Consider the following 25,075-nt stretch of genomic DNA (forward strand, 5'->3'; position numbering starts at 1 on the left):
CTCCTCAAAACTGGAAGTACAGGAAGGGTGAGTCACTGCGCGCCTGCATCACCAGCACCGCCGACAGGAGCAACAGCAACGTGCCAAGGCGCGGCGCTTGCGGCAGGCGCAGATTGACCCGCGCCGCTGACAGCATCGGCCAGAGGGCAATCGCCCAGCCAAGCCACATCGCCAGCCATTCCGTCGGCTTGCAGAGCATCCAAACCTCCCCCCGCAAGGCGAGGCCATTCAGGCCAAACATCCCGGCATAGACCTGCCCCGCTGTGGCCAGATCCGGCGCACGGAACACCACCCAGCCCAGCATCACCAGGACCAGCGTGAAGCCCCAGGCCCCTGCAGATCCGATGTGGCGGGACCAAACGGCGCCGGATTTGCTGCCCAGTGCCCGTTCCACGGCCATCCAGCCACCGTGCCAGATCCCCCAGAGGACAAAGGTCCAGTTGGCACCATGCCAGATGCCACCCAGCACCATGGTCAGCAGCAGATTGCGATAAGTTTTCACCGCCCCGGCGCGGTTGCCGCCCAGCGGGATGTAGAGGTAATCGCGCAGCCAGGTTGACAAGCTGATGTGCCAACGTTGCCAGAATTCCGTTACCGATTGGCTAATATAGGGGGCGTTAAAGTTTTCGATGAACCGAAAACCGATCATCAGCCCTAGACCAATTGCCATCGCTGAATAGCCCGCGAAATCAAAGAACAACTGCACCGAATAGGCGCTGGCGGCCAGCCAACCCTCTGCCAGCGTGGGGTCCTGCAGGGCAAACAGGCGATCGACCATCGGGGCCACGCTGTCGGCAATCAAGATCTTCATCGCCAGCCCCAGGGCAAACCGACGGACCCCCATGAGGAACTGGGCAAGGGAATGACTGCGGGTCTGGAACTGATCCGCCAGATCCTTGTAGCGCAGCACCGGACCGGCAATCAGCTGCGGAAACAGCGTTGAAAAGGCAAGGAAATCCCAGATATTGCGGGCGGGCGGCGCATCACCGCGTGCCACATCGATGACATAGCTGATGCATTGAAACGTCAGGAAGGACAGGCCAATGGGCAGGATAATCTCAGGGCTGGTGACCTCCCCCCGGCCCAGCGCCTGCCAGAGGGCATCGGCATTGCCGAGGACAAAGTTGGTGTATTTGAAGTAGCCCAGAACCGACAGGTTGCCGATCACCCCAAGGCTGACCCAGGCTTTGCGGGTTTGAGCGGACACGGCGCGATTGGCCATTGCCGCACAGACATAGCTGCCAAAGGCCATGGCCAGAACAAGCGCCAGAAAATCCAGCCGCCACCAGGCGTAAAAGACCGCGCTGGCCAGCAGGATCACCGGCGAGCGCCCACTGCGCGGCACGACGTAGTAAAGCAACAGAAACGCCGGCAGAAAGCCAAAGATAAACATCGGGGTGGAGAAGATCATGGCTCACTCCTCCAGCAGATCACCGATCTGGTTTTCGATCAGCCGCACGCCGTCATCTGTCACCAGAACGGTGACATTCTGACCCCGGCGCAGCCGCACCGCGACCTCCCCCAACGGGCGGTCATCATCCGCCAGAACCGCCAAACGGGCCGAGACCGGATTGACCATCCGACCACCGCTGGCAAAGGCGTTGGTTTGCTGGATCACCTCATGGCCGGCATCCGCCAGCACCAGCCGCACCGGCTGACCCGAGGCATTGAGCAGGATCAGGTGGACTTTGGATTTCTGGCCACGCGCGGGTTCCTCCACCAGACGCGCCGTGCCCTCAGGGCCCGCCAGTACCGAATAAAACGCACCCGGCTCAGCGCCGTTCAGATGGCGGGCGGAAAGCGGGCGATAGGCCTCCTGGCCTGCGACAGGCTGATGCGGCAGGCCCAACGCGGGCAGCGGTACATCGGTATCGACCCAGCGCAGAAAAATCGCATCACTGGGCAGATCCGGCGCATAAAGCGCCGCCTCATCGGTATCCGCGAAAACAGCGGTCGCGGCCATCACGCAGGCTGCAACCGCAGCCGCGACCGGGGGGGAAAAGCGTTGTGTAAACATCGGTGACTCCTCTTTGAAGTCATCGCTATCATGTTCACCCCACGCCAAACTCGGTGCAGAGGGTGTGCTTTATAACCCTTGGGATAGGCCTCTACGTCTTCCCCATAGGCGGTAGGAGGCGACGGGGCTCAGACCTGCACCAAAACCCCCGCGTCGGTTTTAACAACCTCAGCATCGGTGCCAAAAACCTGTGACAGCAGCGCTTTGCTGACAATCTCGGCCGGGGGGCCCATTGGCCCCAGCTGACCGCCGGTAAGGGTCACCATGTGATCGGCATAGGCGCAGGCGTAATTGATATCGTGCAGCACCGTGACCACGGTCCGGCCATGATCATGCGCCAGCGCGCGCAGGCGTTTCATCAGGGATCGGCTGGCGGCGATGTCCAGATTGTTCAGCGGCTCATCCAGCAGCACGTAATCGGTATCCTGCGCAAAGGTCATCGCCACATGGGCCCGCTGCCGCTGCCCACCTGAAAGCGCCTCTAACGGGCGGTCCGCCAGATCCTGCAGGTCAAAGGCCACCAGCGCCTCTTCGACCTTTTGGTGGTCCTCTGCGGTGGCGCGTCCCCGGTGATGCGGATAGCGGCCAAAGCCAACCAATTCCCGCACCGTCAAACGCGGGGCCACTTCGGCGGCCTGCGGCAGGATCGCCAGTTTGCGCGCCAAGTCGCGGGTTGGGGTTTTGCCAACCTCCATCCCGTCCACCTCAATCCGGCCCGATTGGATCGGCATCAGACGGGCGATCAAGCTCAGCAGTGTCGATTTCCCTGCACCGTTTGCCCCAACCAGCGCCGTCACCCCACCCCGCGGCAGGGTCAGGGACAGATCGCTGAGGATCGGCGTCGCGCCGTAGCGATGGCTCAGGCCCGAGATTTGGATCATCGACGTAGTCCTTTCAGAAGTAGCCAGAGGAACACCAGCCCCCCTAAGAGATCAACAACCACAGACAGCGGTGTTGCAAGGCTGAGCACCCGTTCCAGCACGGTTTGACCGCCGACCAGAACAATGCCCGACACCAGCGCCGCTGTTGGCAACAGGATCGCATGGCGTTCGGTTGGCATGATCTGATGTGTCATGGCCACCACCAGAAGGCCCAGAAAGGCCACGGGGCCCACCAGTGCGGTGGAGACAGACACCAGAACGGCCACCAGCGTCAGCACCTGGAAATGGCCCCGGCGCGGATCTTCGCCAAGGTTGATCGCCGCATCATAGCCCAGCGCCAGAACATCCAGACGGTGACGCATCCGCCAGGCCACGATCAGACTGACGGTCATCAAGACGCCGCCGATCAACAACAGCTCAGTATCGATCCGGCTGAAGCGGGCGAAGCTGGCCACCTGGACCAGTGTGAACTCATTCGGGTCGATCATCCGCTGCATCATATTGGTCAGCGAGCGGAACAGGGTGCCGAAAATGATGCCCGTCAGGATCATCCGCATCAGATCCCGCCCCCCCGTCAGCAGGAGGGAGCCAAACAGCAACAGCGACGCCCCGATGAGCGCCACCACGGTGACGGCAAAGATCACCTCATTGGGCAGCAGCGCAAAGCCCTGCCCGCCCAGAAAGAACACTGCCCCCGTAACGATCAGCAGATAAAGCGCATCGAACCCCATGATTGAAGGCGTCAGGATCCGGTTCCGGGTGATGGTCTGAAACAACACAGTTGCGGTGGAGACCGAGACGGCCACCAGCAGCAGCGACGCCAGCTTGGCCCCGCGAAATGGGATCAGAAAGGACCAGCTGCCTTTGGCGCCATAGGTCATATAGGCAAGGCAACACAGCCCCAATGCCACGGCCAGCAACCCCAGACGTTTAGCCAGCATGTTTCGGCCTCACGTTCAGCAGATAGAGGAAAATTACAGCGCCGATCACACCAAAGACCGTGCCCACCGGCACCTCATAGGGGTAGCGCAGCACCCGGCCCAGAATGTCACAGACCAGCACCATCGAGCCACCCATCAGCGCGACAATCGGCAGTGTGCCACGTAGGTTATCGCCATACCGGCGCGAAATGATATTTGGCACCACAAGGCCCACAAAAGGGATCATCCCCACGGTGACAACGGTCAGCGCAGTAACGATGGAAATCGCGATCAGCCCCAGCAGTACAACCTGCCCGTAGTTGAGCCCAAGGTTTACCGCGGCCGTACGGCCCAGGCCAACAATGGCAAACTGATCTGCGATGATATAGGTCAGCGCAGCCGCAAGGGCGGCAATCCACAACAGCTCATACCGGCCTTTCAGCACGCCGGAAAACTCGCCCGACATCCAGACCTCGATGTATTGCATCAGATCGCCCTGATAGGCGATAAATGTCACCCCGGCCCCCATCAGGCCGCCGTAAACAAGCCCAACCAAAGGCACCAACAGCGGCTGACTGGGGGGCAGACGACGCACAATCAGCAAAAACCCGATGGAGGCGATCAGCGCGGTCAGCGCCGCCCCCGTCATGCGCAGGGCCAAAGGTGCCGTTGGGATGAACAGGGTGACCAGCAGGATGCCCAGCGCCGCGCCCTGGCCGGTACCGGCGGTCATCGGCTCCACAAAGCGGTTCCGGGCAATCTGCTGCATCAAGGTGCCAGATACGGCCAGCGTTGCACCGGTGATCAGAACCGCCAGCGTGCGGGGCACCCGTGACAGCAGCACCAGCTGCAATGCTTCGCGATCCCGCAAAAGGTCAGTGGGGGCGACGTCAATCACCCCCACGAACAGGGACAGGCTCGCAAGGCCCGCGAGGGCGATGAGCCCAATCTTCCAGGCCTTGCCTTGCATGTGTTAGCTGCCGGAGAACGCGGTCACAAACTGATCAAGGATCAGGGTCATCGACTGAATGCCGCCACCTGCGATGTAAAGCGGTGCGCTGTTCAGGTAGATCACCTTGCCGTTTTTCCATGCGTTGGTTTCCTGCACCAGCGCGTTGTCCAGCGTTGCCTGGGCGCTTTCGCCATCGCGACCGATCGCCGCCAGACGGTCCACAACGATCAGGATGTCGGGGTTGGCGTCGCGGATGAACTCAAAGCTGATGGCCTCGCCGTGGGTCGATTTTTCAACTTCATCCACCGCTTCGGGCAGTTCCAGTTCGGCATGCAGCCAGCCAAAGCGGCCACCGGCACCATAGGCCGAGATTTTCGGACCATTGGTCATCACGATCAGCGCTTTGCCTTTGCCGTTCACGGCGGCTTTGGCTTCTGTCAGCTTGGCTTCGAAATCCGCTTTCAGCGCGGCGGCTTCGGCTTCTTTGCCAAAGATTTTGCCGAAGGCGTCTAGGCGATCAAGGCCCTGACCTACAGTGTCTTCCCAGATGGTCATGTCGATGGTCGGCGCGATCTTAGCCAGATCCGGCGCCACTTTCGACGAACGGCCACCGGCTACGATCAGGTCCGGTCCCATGGCGGCAATCGCTTCAAAGTCAGGTTCGAACAGCGATCCAACTTTCTCAGCACCGGCCACAGCATCGTCCAGATAGGACACAAAGATCGGTGAAACGGCGCCGTCGGGGCTAATGCCCAGCGCCGACAGCGTATCAATCGCGGCAACATCAAAAACGGCGATGGTTTGGGGGGCGACTTTGACGTCGGTTGCACCGCGATAGGTGTCGACGGTCACGGTCTCGGCCAGCGCGGGGCCCGCCATTAGGGCAAGCGAAAGGGCAAGCTTCTTCAGCATCTTGGGATCTCCAATCTGACTGCATGGCTTGCCATTTTCGGGTCGGGCTGGCTCTGCGTGAATAATGAAAGGGGCTTATCCCGCACGTGGATGTATGTCCAGTCTATTCCGACTGTTTTACTCAATCAAATCGCCGTACCCCGCGCTTGTTTGCTTCAGTGAACCTAACCAGATGTGTTCCGCACCCTTTGCCCCGGCGTTACATCGCCTGCAGCTGGACGCTTTGCTGTCTTCTTGCTGCATACCAGCAACGGCCCTCAATGACGGGTGCCTCGGTCAAAGGCCGGTAGGTTCAGCAATCAAGCCTTGCAACCAATTGGCAAACCGCCCGGCCGCCGGGTCATGATCGCTGTGCGCCAGAAAGTACCCTTCTGAAACGGCCAATTCCTGCCTGCCGCATTGAACAATGTCTCCTTTCTGCAAGGCATCCTGCGCCAGCGACTTTGGCACCAGGGCACATCCTTGACCCGCCACAGCCAACCGCAACGCCAAGCCATAAGAATCCGCTAGCAGCGCCGGAGGCTTTTGGCCATCCGTCTGGTTGACCGGCGCAGGTGCCCCCTGCCCCGCACCCGGCGCATAGTATTCCCGCCACCCGGCCGAGGTGCCGACCGTTTCAATGCGGGGCAAAGTGGACCAGTTTTGCCCCGCTGCCCAAGCCGCCTCCCCAGTCAAATCCTGCCCAACAGGTTGTCCTACACTTTGTACAGTTCCATCATCATCCATTGCCCAAGCCAGTAAGGATGGGGACGCGACCGCGATCAACGCCGCCCCCGCCAAAGGCACCGCGCCCTGGCCAACCTGCCGTTCCGAGCCAAATCGAATCTCAACATCCGCGCGTGGGGTGGCAAAATCATCCGGCCAAATCGTTGATAAAAACCTAACAGAGCGGTCTTTTTCCTGCTGTATGAAGTCACTGAGATGCGGAATGATCAGCCAGTCAATCACACTGACCGAGGCCGCAACGGTTAATACCTGCGGCGCCTGCGCCAGCTCATACCGCTCCGTCGCTTGCCGCAGCACCTGCAGCGCCGCCTCGACCTGAGGCAGCAACCGCCGCCCCTCATCCGTCAGGGTAAGAGCACGCGGCAACCGTTTGAACAGGATCACATTCAACCGGGTTTCCAGCGCCTTAATCTGCTGACTGACGGCCGACTGCGTTAGGCCAATTTCATCCGCCGCAGCGGTGAAACTCAGATGCCGCGCCGCTGCTTCGAAAGATCGAAACCACGTTAACGGAGGTAAATTTTGCGCCATGAAGAACCCAACCATTAGCAGGACTAATGCTTTAGCCTGAAGTTCTTTCATTTGTCAAAGCTTGCTCTGCGGCGGATCCTCACCCAGCGTAACAGGAGCCCGAAATGACCCCGGAAATTCGAAAAATCGTCACCTATGAAGAAGAGACCCTGATCGAAGGGTTTCGCCCCGCTGCCGAGCCCTGGCGCATGTTTGCGGTTGCGGCAGTGCTGAAAAACCCGTGGGCGGGACGATTTGTTGAAGACCTTAAACCAGAAATTAACGCTTTTGGCCCAATCTTGGGGGAAATGCTGACGACTCGCATCCTGACCTTGGCAGGCGGTGGCGATGCGATCGAAGCTTATGGCAAGGCCGCTGTGGTGGGCTTGGATGGGGAGGTCGAACACGCCTCGGGCCTGATCCATACCTTACGGTTTGGCAATCATTACCGCGAAGCCGTAGCGGCAAAGTCCTACCTGTCGTTCACCAACACCCGCGGTGGCGCCAACGCACCAATTATGGTGCCGATGATGGAAAAAAACGATGTGGGCCGCCGCTCGCATTATTTGACGTTGCAGTTCGCCATCCCGGATGCACCGCGCGCGGATGAGGTGGTTGTGGTTCTGGCAGGCGCCACCTCGGGTCGACCACATCACCGCATTGGTGATCGTTATCAAGACCTTAGGGAGCTGGGCCATGACCTGGAAAACCCAGCCGCGGTCTGATTTTGGCCCCTTGCAGGCCATCGCCGTGCCGGCATCCAGCGGGCCCAACTCACAACAAATCGGGACCACTGCAAAACCGCCTTTGGCAATACTACTGCACGGTGTTGGTCTACGGGCTGAGGCATGGGCGGCGCAGATCCCGCCATTGACTGATCTGGGATTTGATGTTCTGGCACCAGATATGCCGGGGCATGGCCAAAGCGCGTTTACCCCGTTGGACAACGTCCAGGGCTACGCCGCTTTGTTGGGCATCGCACTGGCCCAGCAAGCGCCGGACCGTGACTGCCTACTGATCGGACATTCGATGGGGGCAATGATTGCCCTGGAATTGGCGCAGCAACACGCCAAACGATGCATCGGCATAATTGCAATGAATGCAGTCTTCCAACGCGACGCCCCTGCGCGCGCTGCAGTCCAAGCCCGTGCCGCACGATTGGACGGGGTCAACCTGCCGGATCCTTCCCCCACGCTAACCCGCTGGTTTGGCGCGGAAACCTCCGATCCAGCACCCGAGCGGAAGGCCTGCCATGACTGGCTGACCACCGTGTCGCCGCGTGGGTACCAACAGGCCTATCGCAGTTTTGCCAATTCAGACGGTCCTTCGCCCCTGTCCCTGAAAACGTTGCGCTGCCCCGCGCTGTTCCTGACGGGCGCGGAGGAGCCGAATTCCACCCCAGCCATGTCAATCGCGATGGCCGATTTAGCACCGAAGGGACGGGCCGAGGTGATCGCCGGCGCTGCGCATATGATGCCAATGACGCATGTCACCGAAACAAACAGCGCCGTTCTGAATTTCGCAAAGGAGTGCCTGCATGCCTGACGCCATCCCCTTTGATCCGCGCACCTTGCGGGACGCATTTGGGCGTTTCATGACCGGCGTTGTCGTCGTCACGGCCCGAAACACAGGAGGCACCCCGATCGGTTTTACCGCAAATTCTTTCAGCTCCGTCTCAATGGATCCGCCGCTGCTGTCCGTATGCCCGGGTAAATTTCTGTCGACCTATCAGGGTCTTAAAGAGGCAAGCCATTTCGGCATTTCGATTTTGGCTGACAGCCAGGAGGATATCTCCAACATCTTCGCTCGCTCAAAAGAGGACCGATTTGCCAGGGTTCCCCATCACGTGGATGGCAATGATGTGCCTCTAATTGACGGCGCCATTGCGACGTTTTCCTGCCAGACCCATCGCTGGATCGACGCCGGCGACCACGCCATTCTGTTGGGGCAAGTCACGGGGTTCACTCAACGGCCCGGAGACGGGCTCGGCTACCAAAACGGTGGGTATTTCAGCCTTGGTCGTGAACGCCGGGCCGCTGCCCCATCCGCGAAACATCGGGTGTGCGGCGCCATTGTCGAACATGGCGATCAGGTGCTGCTGGAACAGGGAGAAGACGGGCTGCGACCATTTCAAATTGACGTTCCCAAAGGGACAAGCGCGCGCAAAACGCTGACCGAGGCGTTGCAAAACCGCGGACTGACGGCCAGCCTGCAACAGGTCTATTCGGTCTTTGACGATCCAACCGAGCAACGCGAATATTCATATTTCTTAGCACGTTGCACCGCCCCTAGTAACGGTGAGGGACTGGTCTGGACGCGTCGCGCCGAGCTTCCGCACCAACAGTTTGCCACACCGACCCTTGCCACCCTGCTCAGCCGTTTCGCACGCGAGGCTGAGAGCCGCAATTTCATGCTCTACCTCGGTGATGCCGAGGCCGGAGAACTGCACCAAATGACTGATCGGAGCACGTGATGGAGTTTTCGCTTTTTGCACATATGGAACGGTTGAGCCCGGAGGATCCAGCAGATCAGCTGTACGAAGATTTTGCCGGTCTTTGCGAAATGGCCGATCAGGGCGGGATGCGCGCGGTCTGGACGGGTGAGCATCATGGGATGGAATTTACCATCGCCCCGAACCCGTTTTTGTCCCTGGTGGACCTGTCCCATCGCACCAAACAGATCCGCCTTGGCACCGGCACCGTGATTGCGCCGTTCTGGCATCCGATCAAACTGGCAGGTGAAGCGGCGGCAGCGGATCAGATCACCGGAGGGCGGATTGAGCTGGGCATCGCACGCGGCGCATATTCCTATGAGTATGAAAGACTTATGCCCGGAATGGACGCCTGGGATGCAGGGCAGCGCATGCGGGAACTGACCCCCCTATTGCCGCAACTTTGGCAAGGCGATTGCGCCCATGACGGGCAGTATTTTCAGTTTCCAGCCACCACATCGGCCCCCAAGCCGCGGCAACCAGAGGGCCCCCCGATCTGGATTGCGGCACGTGATCCGAACAGCCACGAATTTGGTGTTCACAATGGTTTCAATATTCAAGTGACCCCGCTCTGGCAGGGGATGGAGGAAATTGAAACCTTGATGGACCGGTTCAATGCAGCCTGCGATAGCCATGACGGCAAAAGGCCGAAAATCATGCTCCTGCATCACTGCTACGTAGGCCAGGACAGCGCTGATGTTGATCACGCGATCACGGATTTACATCGATATTACAATTACTTCGGCGCTTGGTTTCAAAACAAACGACCGGTCAGCCAGGGCCACATCGCCGCACTGAGCGCGGATGAGATTGCCGGCAATCCGATGTTCACAGCCGAAAAACTGCGTCAGGATCTGACCGTTGGCACAGCGCAGGAGGTGATTGATCGGATTAAGAGATATGAAGATCTGGGCTACGATGAGTTTGCCTTTTGGATCGATTCCGGCATGAGCACCGATCGTAAACGCGCCTCTCTCGCGCGGTTTATCGACGATGTTATGCCCGCCTTCACCTGAGTGCCGTTAACCGAGGTTTCACATGGATTTACCACATTACCAGCTTTTCATTGACGGCACTTGGTGCGACGGCGCAACCGGTCAGACCATGACGTCGGAAAACCCCGCCACGGGTGAGGTCTGGGCAGAATTTGCCTGCGCCGCGCCCGAAGATGTCAACCGCGCCGTCGCCGCTGCACGGCGCGCACTTGAGGCGCCCGAGTGGCGCGACCTCAGCCAGACGGCGCGCGGTAAGCTGCTCTATCGATTGGCAGAATTGATCGAAGAACATGCAGAGACCATCGGCCGCGTCGAGACCACCGACAGCGGAAAACTGCTGGCAGAAACGCGCAGTCAGACGGCCTATGTCGGGGATTATTACCGCTATTACGCCGGCCTGGCGGACAAGCTGGAAGGTGCGGTTTTACCGATCGACAAACCTGACATGCACGTCTTCACCCGACGGGCGCCCATCGGGGTTGTAGCCGCGATTGTGCCTTGGAACGCGCAAATGTTCTTAACGGCAACCAAGCTTGGCCCGGCCTTGGCGGCAGGTTGCACCGTGGTACTGAAAGCCTCCGAACAGGCCCCCGCGCCGATGTTCGAATTTGCCAAGCTGATCGAAGCCGCCGGATTTCCGCCCGGCGTTGTTTCCGTGATCACCGGCGACGCCGAGGGCTGCGCAATCCCCCTGACCCGTCACCCTGATGTGGACCGGATAGCCTTCACCGGCGGGCCTGAAACGGCCAAACATGTGGTGCGCAACTCGGCCGAGAACTTTGCCGTAACCACATTGGAACTCGGGGGAAAATCCCCGATCATCGTTTTTGATGATGCGGATGTGGAGGCAGCAGCAAACGGGCTGATCGCCGGCAATTTCGGTGCCTCTGGTCAAAGCTGTGTGGCCGGGTCGCGCGCCCTGGTGCAACGCGGCATTTACCCAACCCTGGTGGCCAGAATTGCGGAGAAAGCCCGCGACATTCGGGTGGGTGACCCGCTGGCCACGGAAACCCACGTCGGCCCACTGTGCACCCAGGCGCAGGTTGAGGTGATCCGACAGACGTTAAGAAAATCGCAAGATCAGGGCGCTACGATCAGATTCGGTGGTGCCCCGCTGGACCGCCCCGGCAACTATATGGTGCCAACCTTGGTGGAATGCCCCGACGCTGAGGTTGAGACCTTGAAGGTGGAAATGTTTGGCCCTGTGATGTCCCTTTTGCCGTTCGACACGGAGGACGAGGCGATTGATCTGGCCAATGACACGGAGTTTGGGTTGGGCTCTGGCGTGTTCACCCAAAACCTGGCGCGGGCACACCGTGTTTCGGGACGGTTGCGTTCGGGCATTTGTTGGATCAACACCTATCGCGCCGTCTCCCCCATCGCGCCATTTGGTGGATTTAACCAGTCGGGCTATGGGCGCGAAGCGGGAATGGAGGCGATTTTGGACTACACGCGCACGCAGACGACCTGGATCAGCACCGCTGAAACGCCAATGGCCAATCCGTTTGTCATGCGGTAAGTGGGCCTGCGTGAACTGCGAAAATGCAGGGGAAGCCGTCCATGACACATGCGGCGGCAGCCCACTCAAAGGAAACCGCACAGTGAGTGGTCATGTTCTTTTGGGACAGACCTTCGTGCGTGTTTCCGATGCCGCACAGCGACGATCGTGGTGCCCGCATGAAAAACTCTGTCTGGGGCCAACTGGCACAGGTGATGTTTGCGGGCTCGGCAGGAGCCAAGTCGGGCAAAAATTCCTTTCTTCGTAAGGTGCAATCGTATACGAATTAATTAGTAATGAATGGACGGAGAGAGTTTGGTGCCACGGCGACGCAGTGAGATGCTCACGGATGTTGAATTAGAACTGATGATTGCCCTGTGGCAGATCGGATCAGGTTCCGTGCGCGAGGTGATGGCGGCGCTTTCAGGCGAAAGCAAACGGGCCTATACGTCAGTTGCGACCATCATGAAGATCCTTGACGACAAAGGATATGTAACCTCAGAGCGGCAGGACCGCAGCCTGATCTACACCCCCACCGTCAAGCGCAGCGAGTATGAAGGCAAATCTCTGAAAAACTTATCAGATTCCTTATTTGGGGGGACCCCGACCGCGCTGGTTGCGCGGCTGGTGGACAATGAGGATCTGACGGATGAAATGATCCAAGAAATTAAGGCGATCATTGAGACGAGGATCAGAAAGGATGACGGTTGAACAACTCGTAGGGGGGATGGTCTGGGTCCAGGGAATGGTACTCATGGCCGCGCTTGTTTTTGCCATTTTTGATGGTCTCTTTGCGCTGTCCGGGCAGCGCCGTAATTTTCTGACGCGACGACGATTGGGGCTGACCGCAATCGCCGCCATTGCGCTGGTGCCACTGGCCCTGCCGGCCCTGCTGGCGACCAGCTATGCGACCTCGATCAACGCGACGGAACTTGTTGTTTCGCAATATCTTAAGGGCAACCTGTCGATGTCTGCCGGTGAGGTGACATCGCTGTTGGAGATAAAATCGCGTTGGATTGATCAGTTGAGCCAAGGCAGCAGCTGGCTGGCGCTTGGTGTGCTGCTGGTCTTTGCTGGCGCCTTTGTCGGCCGGCTGGTCTATCTGATCGTGAACGTCATTCGCATTCGACGCGCCATTCAGGGTGGTCAAGTGTTGCGCCGTGGCCGTCGGCTGCGCATTGTCCTCAGCCCCAGCGTCAGCGTGCCGTTTTCGACCCGTGGGCTGTGGCACTACTATGTTGTGCTGCCGCTCAGCTTCTGCGCGGATCGTGATGCCATGCAGATGTCACTGGGTCATGAATTGCAGCATATTCGCCAGGGGGATGTGGATGCTGAGGTGGCGCTGTCGCTAATCTCACCGCTGGTGGTGCTGAACCCCGGTTTCTGGTTCCTCAGCTCGCGCCTGCGCAAATTGGGGGAACTGGTCTGCGACCGCAACTATCTGCGCCGTCGCCGATTTGATCCACATGGCTATTCGATGCGGTTGCTCGCCGTGGCGCGGCGCAGCCGTCATGCGGTGGGTCAGCCCGCCGCCTTTGGGGTGCCGCTGGTCGGGCGCGCCCTGCCCGTTCTGGGGCGTCGGTCGATGCTGAAAGACCGGATCCTGGAAATTGCAGCGGATCAAAGCAGCCCCAGCCGCGATACCCGGGCGCTGAGCATGGCGATGTCCTTGGTCATGATCGCTGCTGTGTTGGCCACCGCCACCGCGGTCGCCCAGCCCAAGGACTGGAGCCATGAGCGGATCATGCTGTCCTCCGTGGCCAATCTGGAGCGGCTGAACCAGCTTAACACGATGGCACAGCGCAGCTGGTAAGGACGGACTTTCGACCTATTGAGGCGGCTCTGAGGGGCCGCCTTTTTTATGTGTTGTCCTTGGCTGAGAGCTGACCAATACAGCGCCTCGCTATGCTGTGGGATCACGCGTCCGGTCGATCTTAGCCTGCCAACTGTTTTGAACAGCGCCAACTGCACTTTAGCCCCGCCTTCACCAAGAGTTCGCTAACAGGCTGGAAGCGGCCAGAGGAACTGTCATCGTAACCAGTCCGGCACCGAACAGAACCGGCAACGCCAAAAACAAAACGGCCCGAGGTTTCCCCCGGGCCGTTTGCATATTTTCAATCCAGCTTCAGACTTTCCAGAAGCAGAGGATCCCCCAGCCGATGGAAATCCCAAGCGGCGCCCAGAGCGGCATACCGACCAGACCCAGCCAGGCCAGGAAGATGAAACTGGTGCCCAGGCAGGTTAGGAACAGGCGGTCGCCACGGGTGGTCACAAGGCCCAGGATCCCTTTCCGCTCGGCCCCGCCGGGGTATTTGATTTCGATCACCGTCAGCAGACCAATGGCGCTGAACAATCCAATGAAGACCAGCGCGGTGGGCCAGGTCCAAGCCATCCAACTCAACATATCAAACCCTCCCCATCGCGAAGCCCTTCGCGATGTAATTGCGGACAAAGTAGATCACCACGGCACCGGGGATGATGGTCAGCGTGCCCGCCGCCGCCAGAAGCCCCAACTCATAGCCCGCAGAGGATGCGGTTTTGGTCATGGTGGCGGCGATCGGCTTGGCCGCAACAGCGGTCAGGGTTTTCGCCAGCAGCAGCTCCACCCATGAGAACATGAAGCAGAAGAAGGCAGCCACACCAACACCGGCTTTGATCGTCGGGATGAAGATCGAGACGAAGAAACGCGGGAAGGAATAGCCATCCACATAGGCCGTTTCATCCAGTTCTTTGGGCACACCGCCCATGAAGCCTTCCAAAATCCAGACCGCCAGAGGGATGTTGAACAGGCAATGCGCCAGAGCCACGGCAAGATGGGTGTCAAAGATGCCCACCGCCGAATAGAGCTGGAAGAAGGGCAAGGCGAAGACGGCCGCCGGTGCCATCCGGTTGGTCAGCAGCCAGAAGAACAGCTGCTTGTCGCCGAGGAAGCGATACCGGCTGAAGGCATAGGCCGCCGGCAGCGCCACCGCGATGGAGATCACCGTGTTCAGCGACACGTAGATGATCGAGTTGATGTAACCCCAATACCAGGTCGGATCGGTGAAGATCGTCTGATAGGCCTCCAGCGTGAAGGTCTGCGGGAACAGCGAGAACCCGGCGAGGATTTCATTGGTCGTCTTAAAGCTCATCGCGACGAGCCAGTAGATCGGCAGCATCAGGAAGAAGATGTAAGCGATCGGGACAAGAGAACGTTTGCGCATTCCTGCCTCCTTAGTTCAGGTCGTCTTTGGTCATCAGCGTGTAGAACAGCCAGGACACAAAGAGCGTGATTGCAAAGTAGATGAGCGACATGGCAGCGGCCGGTCCAAGGTCAAACTGACCCAGCGCGATCTTCACCAGATCGATGGACAACAGCGTGGTCGAGTTGCCAGGGCCACCACCGGTCAGCACGAAGGGCTCGGTGTAGATGTTGAAACTGTCCATAAACCGCAGCAGGATCGCGATGGTCAGGACGTTTTTCATCTTAGGCAGCTGGATGAAGCGGAACACCGACCAGTTGGAGGCGCCGTCAATTTTGGCCGCCTGATAGTAGGCCTCGGGGATCGAAACCAGACCGGCATAGGCCAGCAGAACCACCAGAGAGGTCCAGTGCCAGACATCCATCGTGATGATGGTCACCCAGGCCGCAATGGGATCTTGGGTCATGTCGTAGTTGATGCCCAGAACGTGGTTCAGGAAGTAACCCAACAGGCCAATGTCCGGCAGGGCAAAGATGTTCCACATCGCGCCCACGACGTTCCATGGGATCAGCATCGGCAGGGCCATCAGCACCAGACAGACCGGCACCCAGAAGCCCTGACGCGGCATCGCCAGCGCAATTGCGATGCCCAGTGGCACCTCGATGATCAGGATCAGGAAGGTGAACATGAACTGCCGCCCCAGCGCCGCATGGAAGCGGTCGGACCGCAGGATCTGTTCAAACCAGGTCAGACCTTCCCAGAAGAAGATGTTATCGCCAAAGGTTTCCTGCACCGAGTAGTTGACCACGGTCATCATCGGGATGAGCGCGTTGAACGCCACCAGCAATAGAACCGGTAGAACGAAGAACCAGGCTTTTTGGTTTTCGGTTTTCATGCCGCGCTCTCCTCTGTTGCGGGCGTGCTGGCGATCCAGCCATCGGCGTAGACGCGGGTTTGGTCAGCGCGGAACTGCAGATGCACGGTTTCGCCAACCATCGGCGCGGTGCCGTTCAGGATGGCGGAGATTTTGCTGCCGCCGGCCTCAGCGTCGATGACGTAGTGCCGGCCGACGTCGGACACCCGGCGCACGGTGGCCTCAATGCCGCTGTCCCCCAGCGAGACAAATTCCGGCCGTACACCAATTTCAACCTTGCCCGTTGTGCCCGGGTTCACCGGACCTTCCAGAGCAACCTGCTGACCGTGGAAATAGGCCGCGCCATCGCGCAGTTCGGCGGGCAGCACGTTCATGCCCGGAGAGCCGATGAAATGGCCCACAAAGGTATGGGCGGGGCGTTCAAACAGCTCCACCGGGGTGCCGATCTGCACCACCTCGCCCAGCTGCATCACCACAACCTTATCGGCAAAGGTCAGCGCCTCAGTCTGGTCGTGGGTCACATAGATCATCGTCGCTTTGACGCGCTGATGCAGTTCCTTCAGTTTTGAACGCAGCTTCCATTTCAGATGCGGGTCAATCACCGTCAGAGGTTCATCGAACATCACGACGTTCACGTCATCACGCACCAGACCACGACCCATCGAGATCTTCTGTTTGTTGTCCGGGCTGAGGCCCGCCGCGCGGCGGTTCAGCATGTCGGTGACTTCCAGCATCTCAGCGATCTCACGGACGCGGCGGTCAATGGTCGCCTGATCCACACCGCGGTTTTTCAGCGGGAAGGCCAGATTGTCATAGACGGTCATGGTGTCGTAGATCACCGGGAACTGGAACACCTGCGCAATGTTGCGCTGGTCAGGTGGCAGTTGGGTGACGTCCTGACCGTCAAAGAGGATCTGCCCCTCAGACGGCACCAAAAGGCCGGAGATGATGTTGAGAAGCGTCGATTTTCCGCAACCGGACGGCCCCAGCAGCGCATAGGCCCCGCCATCCTGCCAGTCCAGGTCGACCTCTTTCAGCGCGTAATCCTCAGGCCCTTTTGGATTGGGCATGTAGGAATGGCGCAGGTTTTTCAGTGTAATTTTAGCCATCTCGCCCCCCTCAGGCGGCCCGGCTGCCGTCAGCGGCGAAGTAGAAACACGCCCCGGCATCCATGTAAAACGTATGATCCTCGCCCACCTCATAGGGGTGTGCGCCATGGGCCAGTGAGACCCAGCCGTGATCGTCAAAGGTGAAATGCGCCGAACTTTCAGAACCTGACAGCTCCGTCACGCCAATGCGCCCTTTCAAGGCCACCGTGGCACCGCCGCTGGGTTGCGGCAGGATATGATGCGGGCGCACCGCAACGGTGTATCCGCCATCGGCCAGTCCGGCTGCGGCCCCTTCGGCCGCCCAGCTGACATCGCCCATGACAATCCTGTCGCCCTGCTTTTGCACCGGTGCGTAGTTGATCGGCGGGTCTGAGAAGACCTGCGCCGAGGTCAGGCTGGCGGGCGCACGATAAAGATCTGCGGTGGCGCCAAACTGGGCCACGCGGCCGTCCATCATCAGGGCGGTTTCGCCGCCCAGCAGCAAGGCCTCTTCGGGTTCTGAGGTTGCGTAGACAACCACAGCGCCGCGTCCTGCAAACAGCTCAGGCAGCATTTCCCGCAGTTCTTCGCGCAGTTTGTAATCAAGGTTGGCCAGTGGTTCATCCAGGAACACGGCCTGACTGTCCTTTGCAATGGCACGCGCCAGGGCGCAACGCTGCTGCTGACCACCTGAGAGTTCATGCGGGCGACGATGCAGCATCGGGGCAAGCTGCAGAATGTCTGCGGCTTCCTGCACGCGGCCCTCAATCTCGGACTTGGCCATGCCGGCCACTTTCAGCGGCGAGGCGATGTTTTCAAAGACCGTCATATGTGGGTAGTTCACAAAGAACTGGTGAACCAGGCTGATCTTGCGTTTCTGGGTGGTCAGTTTGGTGACATCCACGCCATCCATCAGGATCTGGCCCGAGGCGATGGGATCAAGGCCGGCCATCATCTTGATCAGAGAGGTTTTGCCGGATCCGGTTTCGCCGAGGAGAACGTTGAAATGTCCCTGTTCCAACGTCAGGCTGGTGGGCTTGATATGGGTTACCCCCTGCACCACCTTGGTGATCTCTTTCAATTCAAGTGCCATTTTGCACCCTTGTATCTTGGGGTTTTGCGCCACCTCTGGTCAGATGCCGGGCGGCAAGAGGCTGGGGCCATAGGGTGGCCCCAGCCTGCGTCGACCACGGGGAGAGGAGCGGTCAGACGCCGGGTTTCAGCGGCGGCTTAGTTGGCGTTCCAGCGCGCAACCAGATCGTCATAGTTGACGGTTTGGCCCTGCGGCTTTTCGTTGTCCAACTTCGGCTTGGCGCCACCGTTTGCGAACCACCACTCAGCGTCTTTTTCTTCGTTCAGACGCGGGCCGCAGCCGCCGTAGATGTTTTGTGCTTCGTCGGCACGCTGCATCCGGGCCATGGTGATGTCCATTTCTTCGGCCAGACGGTCCATCGCTTCCTGCGGAGTGAAGGCACCCGAGTTCACATCACCGATCTGCTGCCACCAGATCTGGGCCAGCTTCGGATAGTCCGGAACGTTCACACCGGTCGGCGACCATGCAACACGATCAGGCGAGCGGTAGAATTCTACCAGACCACCCAGTTTCGGTGCACGTTCGGTGAAGCTTTCGTGGTTCACGGAACTGTCGCGGGTGAAGGTCAGGCCCACGTGGGACTTCTTCACGTCGACGGTTTTCGAGGTCACGAACTGGGCATAAAGCCAGGCCGCCTGAGCACGATCCGAGGGGGTCGACTTCAGGAAGGTCCAAGATCCAACGTCCTGATAGCCAACCTTCTGACCTTCTTCCCAGTAAGGACCATGCGGGCTGGGCGCCATCCGCCACAGCGGGAAGCCCTCGTCATCCACAGTGTTGTTGCCTTCGGACTTCGGCTTCACCATGTCGGCGGTGAAGGCGGTGTACCAGAAGATCTGCTGGGCAACGTTGCCCTGGCTCAGAGCCGGCAGCGACTGGTAGAAGTCAAAGGATGCGGCACCGGGCGGTGCGTAGTTGCGCAGCCACTCGTCCCATTTGCGGATCGCATAGACCGCTGCAGGACCGTTTGCTGCACCACCGCGGGTGACCGATGCACCAGCAGGGTTACAGGAACCGGCTTCCATGCGGATGCCCCATTCGTCGATCGGCACGCCGTTCGGCTCACCTTTGGAACCAGCGCCAGCCATCGACAGCCAAGCATCGGTCATACGCCAACCCAGGTCAGGGGCGCGTTTGCCGTAGTCCATGTGGCCGTAGATATCGACACCATCGATGTTCTTCACATCGTTGGAGAAGAACTCAGCGATGTCTTCATAGGCCGACCAGTTGACCGGAACACCCAGATCGTAGCCATACTTGGCTTTGAAGGCTTCCTGCAGGTCGGCGCGATCAAACCAGTCTTTGCGGAACCAGTAGAGGTTCGCGAACTGCTGGTCGGGCAGCTGGTAGAGGTCGCCATCGGGACCGGTGGTGAACTGGGTGCCCATGAAGTCATCCAGATCCAGCGTCGGGCTGGTGGTCGCCGCCCAATCCCCTGCCATCTGATCGGTCAGGTTATATGCCAGCTGCAGACGCGAGTGGGTGCCGATCAGGTCGGAGTCATTGACGTAGCCGTCATAGAGGTTCCGCTTGGTCTGCATCTGGGTCTGCACCGCCTGCACCACTTCGCCCTCACCGAGGATCTGGTGGTTCACTTTGATGCCGGTGATCTCTTCAAAGGCTTTGGTCAGAACCTCGGCTTCATAGCCGTGGGTTGGAATGCCTTCAGACAGAACGTTGATTTCCATACCAGCGAAGGGTTGTGCAGCTTGAATAAACCACTGCATTTCGCTCATCTGTTCATCTTTGCTCAGCGACGACGGCTGGAATTCAGCGTCAATCCACCGCTTGGCGGCAGCTTCGTCAGCATGCAAAGGATGCGTTCCCGCAATCACGGCGACAGCCGCGACAGCGGACATAAGATACTTGCGCATCTTGTCCTCCCAAATTGAGTAATTGGCCGGCCTCCCGCCGGATGTGCACACGTTCGCAGACGTGGATCAAACCGTCAACTAATTTATTAGTAGACATCAGGCGCCGTGGCGTAAGCCCATTATAATCATAGGAATTTAGCGGTTTTCAAATCATGCCCCCTGCAGAAGAGGCGCATAACACATCATTCAATTCCGCCAGGCACCGACCGCAAAATACCACAGCACACCGCGAAAACAGCAGCACACATTCAACAGTCTAAACCGGATTCGTGTGAGACATGTTACCAAAACACGACACCTGCGTCGACTTTTCGACACCTATGAAGGGAAATTTTGCCTGCAAACACACGGGATTACCGCGGATCCACGCCCGATCGTGGCAACAAAAACCCATATTTTGCCTTAATTTCAACAAAAACCACTAGCTTTCGCGGTCTGCCCTATAGTATGCCTGAAGTAATCTAGATAATGGGCAAAAGCCCTACTTTTTGAGAGAGCAGTAAGCTGATGAGTGCAGTGAATTACTCTGTCCGTAGCGCGGGCGGCACCGTTTCCTATGGCCAAAGCAGCCCAGCAGACGGCAACATTATTCCTTTTTTCACCGGGTCTCAGATTTCACTGAACCTGGCCCCACAGGATGTTATCGCCTACCGCACCAGCGGTGACGATCTGATCGTTGAATTAAGCAACGGTCAAACCGTAACGATACAGGGCTATTTCTTTGAGGACGGGCGCGAGCCTGAATTGTTCCTCTCGGCACATGGTGAAATTCAACATGTAGACTTGGGCGGTCAGGTCGGGGACCAATACCTCGCCTCTTACAACGCGGTCGATACCAGCGGAAAGTGGAGCGCCTATGACCAGCTGGTCTTCCTGGATCTGGAACGGGTTGAACCCGTGGTGGCCCCTCTGGTGGCCCCGGTCCTTGGCGGGCTGGGCAGTGCCGCAGCCGCCGGCGCGGCGGTTTTGGGCGGCGGCTACGTAGCCAACAAAGTGATCGGCGGTGGCGGTGAAATCACCCCCACGGTCAACGATCCCGAAGCGACCTATGAAACCGGTGGCCCGACCCCGGATGCGGTGACCATCTCAGGCACTGGTGAAGAAGGTTCCGACGTCACCGTTGTTGTTGGCGGCTCCGTCCAGACCACAACCGTGGGCGGCGATGGCACCTGGTCGGTTACCTATCAGGCTGCGGATCTGCCTGCCGATGGTGTGTACGAAAGCCAGGTCACCGTGGTGAACCCGGACGACAAGACATTCACCCTCGATGGCCCGGCCGTGGACATTGACACCTCCCCGCCTGCCGTTTCGGTCAGCGAAGGCACCGTTTCGGTTGGTGAAGTGGTCAATGCGGCCGAACATGATGACGGTCACGTGTTGTCTGGCCAGGGCGAAGCGGGTGCAACCGTTACGGTTGAGGTCAACGGCCACAGCCAGACCACCACCATTGCCGAGGACGGCAGCTGGTCGGTATTCTTTGCGCGCAATGTGCTGGCCGAAGGGGAATACACCATCGACGCCACCATCACTGCGGTGGATGCGCGCGGCAACACAACGGTTGTCACCGACAGTATCGAGGTTGACACCATCGCCCCGGCCATCGCCATGGGCACGGTGGAAGGCGACGATGTGATCAACGCGGCCGAAGCCTCTGACGGGGTGACGCTGGCCGGCACCGGGGAACCGGGCGCAAGCCTGTCGATCTCCTTCCAGGGGCAGACCACCACAACAACCGTCGCAAATGACGGCAGCTGGTCGCTCTTCTTCAGCGCGGGTCAAGTGGCGGCGGGCACTTACGACAGTGCTGTACAGCTGGTTGCGACCGATGCGGCGGGCAACAGCACCACCACCAACTACACCCTGCATATTGACACCGAAGGCAATGTGGCCCTGAACACGCCGATTGCCGGCGATGATATGCTGAATGCCACCGAGGCGGCACAGGGCCTGACCCTGACCGGCACGGCTGAAGCGGGATCGACCGTTGTGGTGGAGATGATGGGCGTCACCCGCACCGTCACCGCCACCAACGCGGGAACATGGTCGGCGACCTACGCGGCCGCCGAGATCCCATCGGGCGAATATGATGCCACCATCAACGTCACCGCGACGGATGGGGTTGGCAATGTCTCAACCACCTCTTCTGTGATGCGGGTGGACACCTCCACCCTTGTTGGTCTGGACGCGCCGATTGCAGGCGACGATATGATCAATGCGGCTGAGGCTGCAGGAGGCGTCACCCTGACCGGCATGGCCGAGGCTGGCGCGATGGTTCAGGTCACGCTCGAGGGCGCAACCCGGCTGGTCACCGCCGCACAGGATGGCAGCTGGTCAGCCAGTTTCACTACCGCGGACATTCCTGCTGGCACCTATCAGGCAGCCGTCACCGTGACCGCCACCGATCCCGCAGGCAACACCGCCACCACCCGTGCCACAGTGAGCGTGGACACGGAAATCGGTGTGGCGGTTGATGCAGGTCAGGCCGGGGGTGATGACATCATCAACGCAGCCGAGGCTGGCACAGGCGTGACCCTAACCGGCACCGGCGAAGCTGGGGCCAGTGTCACCGTTCAGATGGACGGCGTCAGCAAAACCACCACAGTGGCGGCCAACGGCACCTGGGCTGTGACCTACGCCAGCAGCGATATCCGCGCCGGTGAATATGACACCACTGTTGTTGCGACCATCACCGATGCCGCAGGCAACACAGAACAGGCAAGCCGCGCGATCCGCGTGGACACCACCACCGCCGCCACCATTGAGGTCACAGAAACCACCATCGGCGGGGACAGCTTTGTCAACGCGGCTGAGATGAGCCAGGGTCTGGTGCTAGATGGCACTGCGGAACCTGGGGCCTCGGTCACCGTTGTGGTCGAAGGTGTGACCCGCACCACAACCGCTGACGCCAGTGGCAGCTGGTCGGTCACCTATGAACCCGGCAGCCTGCCGCGCGGTGAATATGAAACCACCGCCACCGTGACCACGATCGATGCCGTGGGCAATGTCGGCACCTCCTCCACCACCTTCTTTGTGGATACCGAGGTGTCCAATCCGCTGGTCGACAGCGTCACCCAGTCTGATGATGATATCAGCGCGATCACTCTGGTTGCAGATGGTTCGGATCACACGATCTCAACCCTCAACGCCAATGGCACCACGACCGAGCTTTCACCGACTGAAGTGGATCTGGGCGCCACCACCATGCATGCCTTCAATCCACGGGTTCCTGATGGCACCAATCTGGTGGTCTCGGCCACGGATGATGCGGGCAATGTGTCCGACACGATGGTGGTTCTGGATGACAACGCAACCAACGCCGGCACATTGGGCCATGCCCAAATCGGTGACTTCCAGATTGAAGCCATTGAACTGGACTATGCCGCAGGCACCCAGTTGACCCTGACCGAGGCGCAGATCAAGGCGCTGTCGGATACGTCGGACACGCTGACGATCCACGGCAATGGCGACGATCAGGTCACCGTTGCAGGCGCCCAGCGTACCGGAAGTACCGAAACCATCGATGGCGAGGCCTATGATGTTTACACCATCGGCGATGATGGGGTGACGCTGGTCATCGACCAGGACATCAACGTCATCATCTAACTTCGCGTTGGGGCGGACCGCCGCCCCAACCACCCGTCCACCCCAAGCCATTCAGGAGACCACCCGGGTGATCCCGTCCAAGGCCCTCTCACTGCTCTGCGCGACAACGGTGCTGGCTGGTTGCATGACCGGCGGGCTGGGTGGTGGCCTGAACTTTGCCCCGCCCCATCTGGCGGGCGAGGCCCCTGCCCCCACGCAAGCGCACAGCAGCCCGGAAGCCACTGATTTTGACGCCGCAGGTGAGGGGGAAGTGGTTGAAACTCTGGTGGCCCGCCGGTCGGTCCTGCCAGAGGACGGGATTTATGACCGCGTTGCCGATGCTGCACTGACGGCAGGCAGCCGCGCGGCTGAGGCCGAATTGCGCAGCGCCAAACTGCGGGCGGAGGCTGAGAACAAGAACTGGCTGCCGACGCTTTCCAGCACAGTTTCACTCACCTCACTGGGGGAAACCCTGGCCTCACTGGTGGTGGATCAGGTGCTTTATGACAACGGCAAGCGCAAGGCAGAACGCGCCTATGCCGCCGCTGACGTTGAGGTGGCCGCCGTCACCCTGTCACAGGATCAAAACGATCGGGTCTATACCGCGCTGAGCCTATATCTGACCACGCTGCGCGGGCAGGACAAAGCGGCGATGGGCGGCAAGGCCATCAGCCAGATGCAGGGGTTCAAACGGATCGTCGACGGCCGTGTGGCCGGTGGCGTATCTGACAAGGGCGATCAGCGGATGGTTGAGGGCAAACTGCTGGATCTGCGCGCCTCGCGGGATCTGGACGCCGAACAGGCCAACACCGCCCGCGCCGAACTGCAGGCCATGCTGGGGCTGGATATCCCCGCCTCTGACGTAGCCCCGCTGAAGTCCTACGCCCCTGACGGATTGGACCCCTTGAGCGTTATCAAGGCCGAAGCCGAGGCCAAACGCACCGTGGCGCAGGCCACAGCGGAACGTGCGGGCCAACTGCCGGGGCTCAGCGCCTCGGGCACGTTGAACCGCAACGGCACCTCGGGCGCGCTGAACGCTGGCACCTCGCAGGGGTTGGGCTTTGGCACCAAAGCGCGGCTGGATGCGATTGAAAACAGCAAGGAAACCGCCCGTGAAAACGTGGTGGAGGCGCGCGAAACCGCCCGCCGCAACCGGTCGCGGCTGGAACAGCGGTTGGTTTCGCTGCAACGGCAGGAACGCGAAACCGCCAAGCTGGTGCGTGAAAGCCGCAAGACGTTCAGCCTGTTCCAGTCACAGTTCAAAGCCGGCCAGCGCTCGGTTCTGGAAGTGGTCAATATCTACGAACAGCTGACCCGCCGCGAGATGGAGCGGCTGGACGCAAAATATGAGGTGATCCTGGTTCAACTAGAATTGGCGCGGGATCTGGGTGTGCTGGCTGACGGGGGCGCGATTTGAGCCAGAAAGGTCCGGTCATCCTGTCGATCAACCCGACCGTGCCAAAGACGGCAAAGCCCGCAA

Annotated in this window: 22 protein-coding genes; 9 read left to right on the top strand and 13 right to left on the bottom strand. The window is 59.7% G+C overall.

The window, feature by feature from the left end:
• Nucleotides 1-4: 4 nt before the first annotated feature.
• The 7 genes from TL5118_RS18365 to TL5118_RS18395 form a co-directional block, all read right to left on the bottom strand.
• Nucleotides 5-1,411: an MBOAT family O-acyltransferase gene (locus TL5118_RS18365; protein ID WP_058244299.1), complete on the bottom strand. Its 1,407-nt coding sequence runs from the start codon at nucleotides 1,409-1,411 to the stop codon at nucleotides 5-7.
• 3 nt (nucleotides 1,412-1,414) lie between these two features.
• Nucleotides 1,415-2,017, bottom strand: coding sequence for an alginate O-acetyltransferase AlgF (locus TL5118_RS18370; RefSeq protein WP_058244300.1), 603 nt, complete (start codon nucleotides 2,015-2,017; stop codon nucleotides 1,415-1,417).
• Nucleotides 2,018-2,145: 128 nt separating this feature from the next.
• Entirely contained in the window at nucleotides 2,146-2,898 is a 753-nt protein-coding gene (locus tag TL5118_RS18375) for an iron ABC transporter ATP-binding protein (protein WP_058244301.1), read from the bottom strand.
• A complete protein-coding gene (locus tag TL5118_RS18380) occupies nucleotides 2,895-3,839 on the bottom strand; it encodes an iron chelate uptake ABC transporter family permease subunit (protein ID WP_058244302.1) in 945 nt (314 codons plus the stop codon). The genes TL5118_RS18375 and TL5118_RS18380 overlap by 4 nt, the downstream gene beginning before the upstream one ends.
• Nucleotides 3,829-4,788, bottom strand: coding sequence for an ABC transporter permease (locus tag TL5118_RS18385; protein WP_058244303.1), 960 nt, complete (start codon nucleotides 4,786-4,788; stop codon nucleotides 3,829-3,831). The genes TL5118_RS18380 and TL5118_RS18385 overlap by 11 nt, the downstream gene beginning before the upstream one ends.
• 3 nt (nucleotides 4,789-4,791) lie before the next feature.
• Complete coding sequence (locus TL5118_RS18390) at nucleotides 4,792-5,682, bottom strand: siderophore ABC transporter substrate-binding protein (RefSeq protein ID WP_058244304.1); 891 nt, start codon at nucleotides 5,680-5,682, stop codon at nucleotides 4,792-4,794.
• Nucleotides 5,683-5,958: 276 nt separating this feature from the next.
• On the bottom strand, nucleotides 5,959-6,939 hold the full coding sequence (locus TL5118_RS18395) for a LysR family transcriptional regulator (protein ID WP_082626347.1): 981 nt from the start codon (nucleotides 6,937-6,939) through the stop codon (nucleotides 5,959-5,961).
• 104 nt (nucleotides 6,940-7,043) lie between these two features.
• Here TL5118_RS18395 and TL5118_RS18400 point away from each other — a divergent pair, with 104 nt between their 5' ends.
• The 7 genes from TL5118_RS18400 to TL5118_RS18430 all read left to right on the top strand — a co-directional run bounded on the left by TL5118_RS18400 (nucleotide 7,044) and on the right by TL5118_RS18430 (nucleotide 13,715).
• On the top strand, nucleotides 7,044-7,643 hold the full coding sequence (locus tag TL5118_RS18400; protein WP_058244306.1) for an amino acid synthesis family protein: 600 nt from the start codon (nucleotides 7,044-7,046) through the stop codon (nucleotides 7,641-7,643).
• Entirely contained in the window at nucleotides 7,615-8,463 is an 849-nt protein-coding gene (locus TL5118_RS18405; protein WP_058244307.1) for an alpha/beta fold hydrolase, read from the top strand. Before TL5118_RS18400 ends, TL5118_RS18405 begins: the two co-directional genes overlap by 29 nt.
• Nucleotides 8,456-9,391 carry a flavin reductase gene (locus tag TL5118_RS18410; protein WP_058244308.1) on the top strand — a complete coding sequence of 312 codons (936 nt, stop codon included), beginning with the start codon at nucleotides 8,456-8,458 and terminating at the stop codon, nucleotides 9,389-9,391. The genes TL5118_RS18405 and TL5118_RS18410 overlap by 8 nt, the downstream gene beginning before the upstream one ends.
• The gene (locus TL5118_RS18415) at nucleotides 9,391-10,425 is read left to right on the top strand and encodes an LLM class flavin-dependent oxidoreductase (protein ID WP_058244309.1); all 1,035 of its coding nucleotides are present in this window, start codon (nucleotides 9,391-9,393) and stop codon (nucleotides 10,423-10,425) included. Before TL5118_RS18410 ends, TL5118_RS18415 begins: the two co-directional genes overlap by 1 nt.
• Before the next feature lie 22 nt (nucleotides 10,426-10,447).
• A complete protein-coding gene (locus TL5118_RS18420; RefSeq protein WP_058244310.1) occupies nucleotides 10,448-11,923 on the top strand; it encodes an aldehyde dehydrogenase in 1,476 nt (491 codons plus the stop codon).
• 318 nt (nucleotides 11,924-12,241) lie between these two features.
• Entirely contained in the window at nucleotides 12,242-12,613 is a 372-nt protein-coding gene (locus tag TL5118_RS18425) for a BlaI/MecI/CopY family transcriptional regulator (protein WP_242601814.1), read from the top strand.
• Nucleotides 12,614-12,656: 43 nt separating this feature from the next.
• The gene (locus tag TL5118_RS18430; RefSeq protein WP_165590065.1) at nucleotides 12,657-13,715 is read left to right on the top strand and encodes a M56 family metallopeptidase; all 1,059 of its coding nucleotides are present in this window, start codon (nucleotides 12,657-12,659) and stop codon (nucleotides 13,713-13,715) included.
• A gap of 312 nt (nucleotides 13,716-14,027) precedes the next feature.
• Here the strand turns inward: TL5118_RS18430 and TL5118_RS18435 are convergent, their stop codons facing one another.
• The 6 genes from TL5118_RS18435 to TL5118_RS18460 all read right to left on the bottom strand — a co-directional run bounded on the left by TL5118_RS18435 (nucleotide 14,028) and on the right by TL5118_RS18460 (nucleotide 20,013).
• The gene (locus TL5118_RS18435) at nucleotides 14,028-14,306 is read right to left on the bottom strand and encodes a DUF2160 domain-containing protein (RefSeq protein WP_058244313.1); all 279 of its coding nucleotides are present in this window, start codon (nucleotides 14,304-14,306) and stop codon (nucleotides 14,028-14,030) included.
• A 1-nt stretch (nucleotide 14,307) separates the two neighbouring features.
• The gene (locus TL5118_RS18440; RefSeq protein WP_058244314.1) at nucleotides 14,308-15,105 is read right to left on the bottom strand and encodes a carbohydrate ABC transporter permease; all 798 of its coding nucleotides are present in this window, start codon (nucleotides 15,103-15,105) and stop codon (nucleotides 14,308-14,310) included.
• Nucleotides 15,106-15,115: 10 nt separating this feature from the next.
• Entirely contained in the window at nucleotides 15,116-15,979 is an 864-nt protein-coding gene (locus TL5118_RS18445; RefSeq protein WP_058244315.1) for a carbohydrate ABC transporter permease, read from the bottom strand.
• Complete coding sequence (locus TL5118_RS18450) at nucleotides 15,976-17,067, bottom strand: ABC transporter ATP-binding protein (RefSeq protein WP_058244316.1); 1,092 nt, start codon at nucleotides 17,065-17,067, stop codon at nucleotides 15,976-15,978. The genes TL5118_RS18445 and TL5118_RS18450 overlap by 4 nt, the downstream gene beginning before the upstream one ends.
• Before the next feature lie 10 nt (nucleotides 17,068-17,077).
• Nucleotides 17,078-18,139, bottom strand: a complete 1,062-nt coding sequence (locus TL5118_RS18455; RefSeq protein WP_058244317.1) for an ABC transporter ATP-binding protein — start codon at nucleotides 18,137-18,139, stop codon at nucleotides 17,078-17,080.
• A 137-nt stretch (nucleotides 18,140-18,276) separates the two neighbouring features.
• A complete protein-coding gene (locus TL5118_RS18460; RefSeq protein WP_058244318.1) occupies nucleotides 18,277-20,013 on the bottom strand; it encodes an ABC transporter substrate-binding protein in 1,737 nt (578 codons plus the stop codon).
• A 507-nt stretch (nucleotides 20,014-20,520) separates the two neighbouring features.
• On the opposite strand from TL5118_RS18460, the gene TL5118_RS18465 reads away from it, so the two are divergent.
• Both TL5118_RS18465 and TL5118_RS18470 read left to right on the top strand, forming a co-directional pair.
• Nucleotides 20,521-23,616: a beta strand repeat-containing protein gene (locus TL5118_RS18465; RefSeq protein ID WP_058244319.1), complete on the top strand. Its 3,096-nt coding sequence runs from the start codon at nucleotides 20,521-20,523 to the stop codon at nucleotides 23,614-23,616.
• A gap of 67 nt (nucleotides 23,617-23,683) precedes the next feature.
• Nucleotides 23,684-25,012: a TolC family protein gene (locus TL5118_RS18470; RefSeq protein ID WP_058244320.1), complete on the top strand. Its 1,329-nt coding sequence runs from the start codon at nucleotides 23,684-23,686 to the stop codon at nucleotides 25,010-25,012.
• Nucleotides 25,013-25,075: the final 63 nt, after the last annotated feature.

It is taken from the genome of Thalassovita autumnalis (assembly GCF_001458255.1).
Classification (GTDB): Bacteria; Pseudomonadota; Alphaproteobacteria; order Rhodobacterales; family Rhodobacteraceae; genus Thalassobius; species Thalassobius autumnalis.

Excerpts from the sequence above, each read along its gene's own strand:
- TL5118_RS18405 (WP_058244307.1), top strand. The coding sequence starts at position 7,615 with ATGACCTGGAAAACCCAGCCGCGGTCTGATTTTGGCCCCTTGCAGGCC.
- TL5118_RS18395 (WP_082626347.1), bottom strand. The coding sequence starts at position 6,939 with ATGGCGCAAAATTTACCTCCGTTAACGTGGTTTCGATCTTTCGAAGCA.
- TL5118_RS18375 (WP_058244301.1), bottom strand. The coding sequence starts at position 2,898 with ATGATCCAAATCTCGGGCCTGAGCCATCGCTACGGCGCGACGCCGATC.
- TL5118_RS18415 (WP_058244309.1), top strand. The coding sequence starts at position 9,391 with ATGGAGTTTTCGCTTTTTGCACATATGGAACGGTTGAGCCCGGAGGAT.
- TL5118_RS18450 (WP_058244316.1), bottom strand. The coding sequence starts at position 17,067 with ATGGCTAAAATTACACTGAAAAACCTGCGCCATTCCTACATGCCCAAT.
- TL5118_RS18440 (WP_058244314.1), bottom strand. The coding sequence starts at position 15,105 with ATGCGCAAACGTTCTCTTGTCCCGATCGCTTACATCTTCTTCCTGATG.
- TL5118_RS18460 (WP_058244318.1), bottom strand. The coding sequence starts at position 20,013 with ATGCGCAAGTATCTTATGTCCGCTGTCGCGGCTGTCGCCGTGATTGCG.
- TL5118_RS18410 (WP_058244308.1), top strand. The coding sequence starts at position 8,456 with ATGCCTGACGCCATCCCCTTTGATCCGCGCACCTTGCGGGACGCATTT.
- TL5118_RS18420 (WP_058244310.1), top strand. The coding sequence starts at position 10,448 with ATGGATTTACCACATTACCAGCTTTTCATTGACGGCACTTGGTGCGAC.
- TL5118_RS18400 (WP_058244306.1), top strand. The coding sequence starts at position 7,044 with ATGACCCCGGAAATTCGAAAAATCGTCACCTATGAAGAAGAGACCCTG.
- TL5118_RS18425 (WP_242601814.1), top strand. The coding sequence starts at position 12,242 with ATGCTCACGGATGTTGAATTAGAACTGATGATTGCCCTGTGGCAGATC.
- TL5118_RS18435 (WP_058244313.1), bottom strand. The coding sequence starts at position 14,306 with ATGTTGAGTTGGATGGCTTGGACCTGGCCCACCGCGCTGGTCTTCATT.
- TL5118_RS18445 (WP_058244315.1), bottom strand. The coding sequence starts at position 15,979 with ATGAAAACCGAAAACCAAAAAGCCTGGTTCTTCGTTCTACCGGTTCTA.
- TL5118_RS18370 (WP_058244300.1), bottom strand. The coding sequence starts at position 2,017 with ATGTTTACACAACGCTTTTCCCCCCCGGTCGCGGCTGCGGTTGCAGCC.
- TL5118_RS18430 (WP_165590065.1), top strand. The coding sequence starts at position 12,657 with ATGGCCGCGCTTGTTTTTGCCATTTTTGATGGTCTCTTTGCGCTGTCC.
- TL5118_RS18455 (WP_058244317.1), bottom strand. The coding sequence starts at position 18,139 with ATGGCACTTGAATTGAAAGAGATCACCAAGGTGGTGCAGGGGGTAACC.
- TL5118_RS18365 (WP_058244299.1), bottom strand. The coding sequence starts at position 1,411 with ATGATCTTCTCCACCCCGATGTTTATCTTTGGCTTTCTGCCGGCGTTT.
- TL5118_RS18380 (WP_058244302.1), bottom strand. The coding sequence starts at position 3,839 with ATGCTGGCTAAACGTCTGGGGTTGCTGGCCGTGGCATTGGGGCTGTGT.
- TL5118_RS18385 (WP_058244303.1), bottom strand. The coding sequence starts at position 4,788 with ATGCAAGGCAAGGCCTGGAAGATTGGGCTCATCGCCCTCGCGGGCCTT.
- TL5118_RS18465 (WP_058244319.1), top strand. The coding sequence starts at position 20,521 with ATGAGTGCAGTGAATTACTCTGTCCGTAGCGCGGGCGGCACCGTTTCC.
- TL5118_RS18390 (WP_058244304.1), bottom strand. The coding sequence starts at position 5,682 with ATGCTGAAGAAGCTTGCCCTTTCGCTTGCCCTAATGGCGGGCCCCGCG.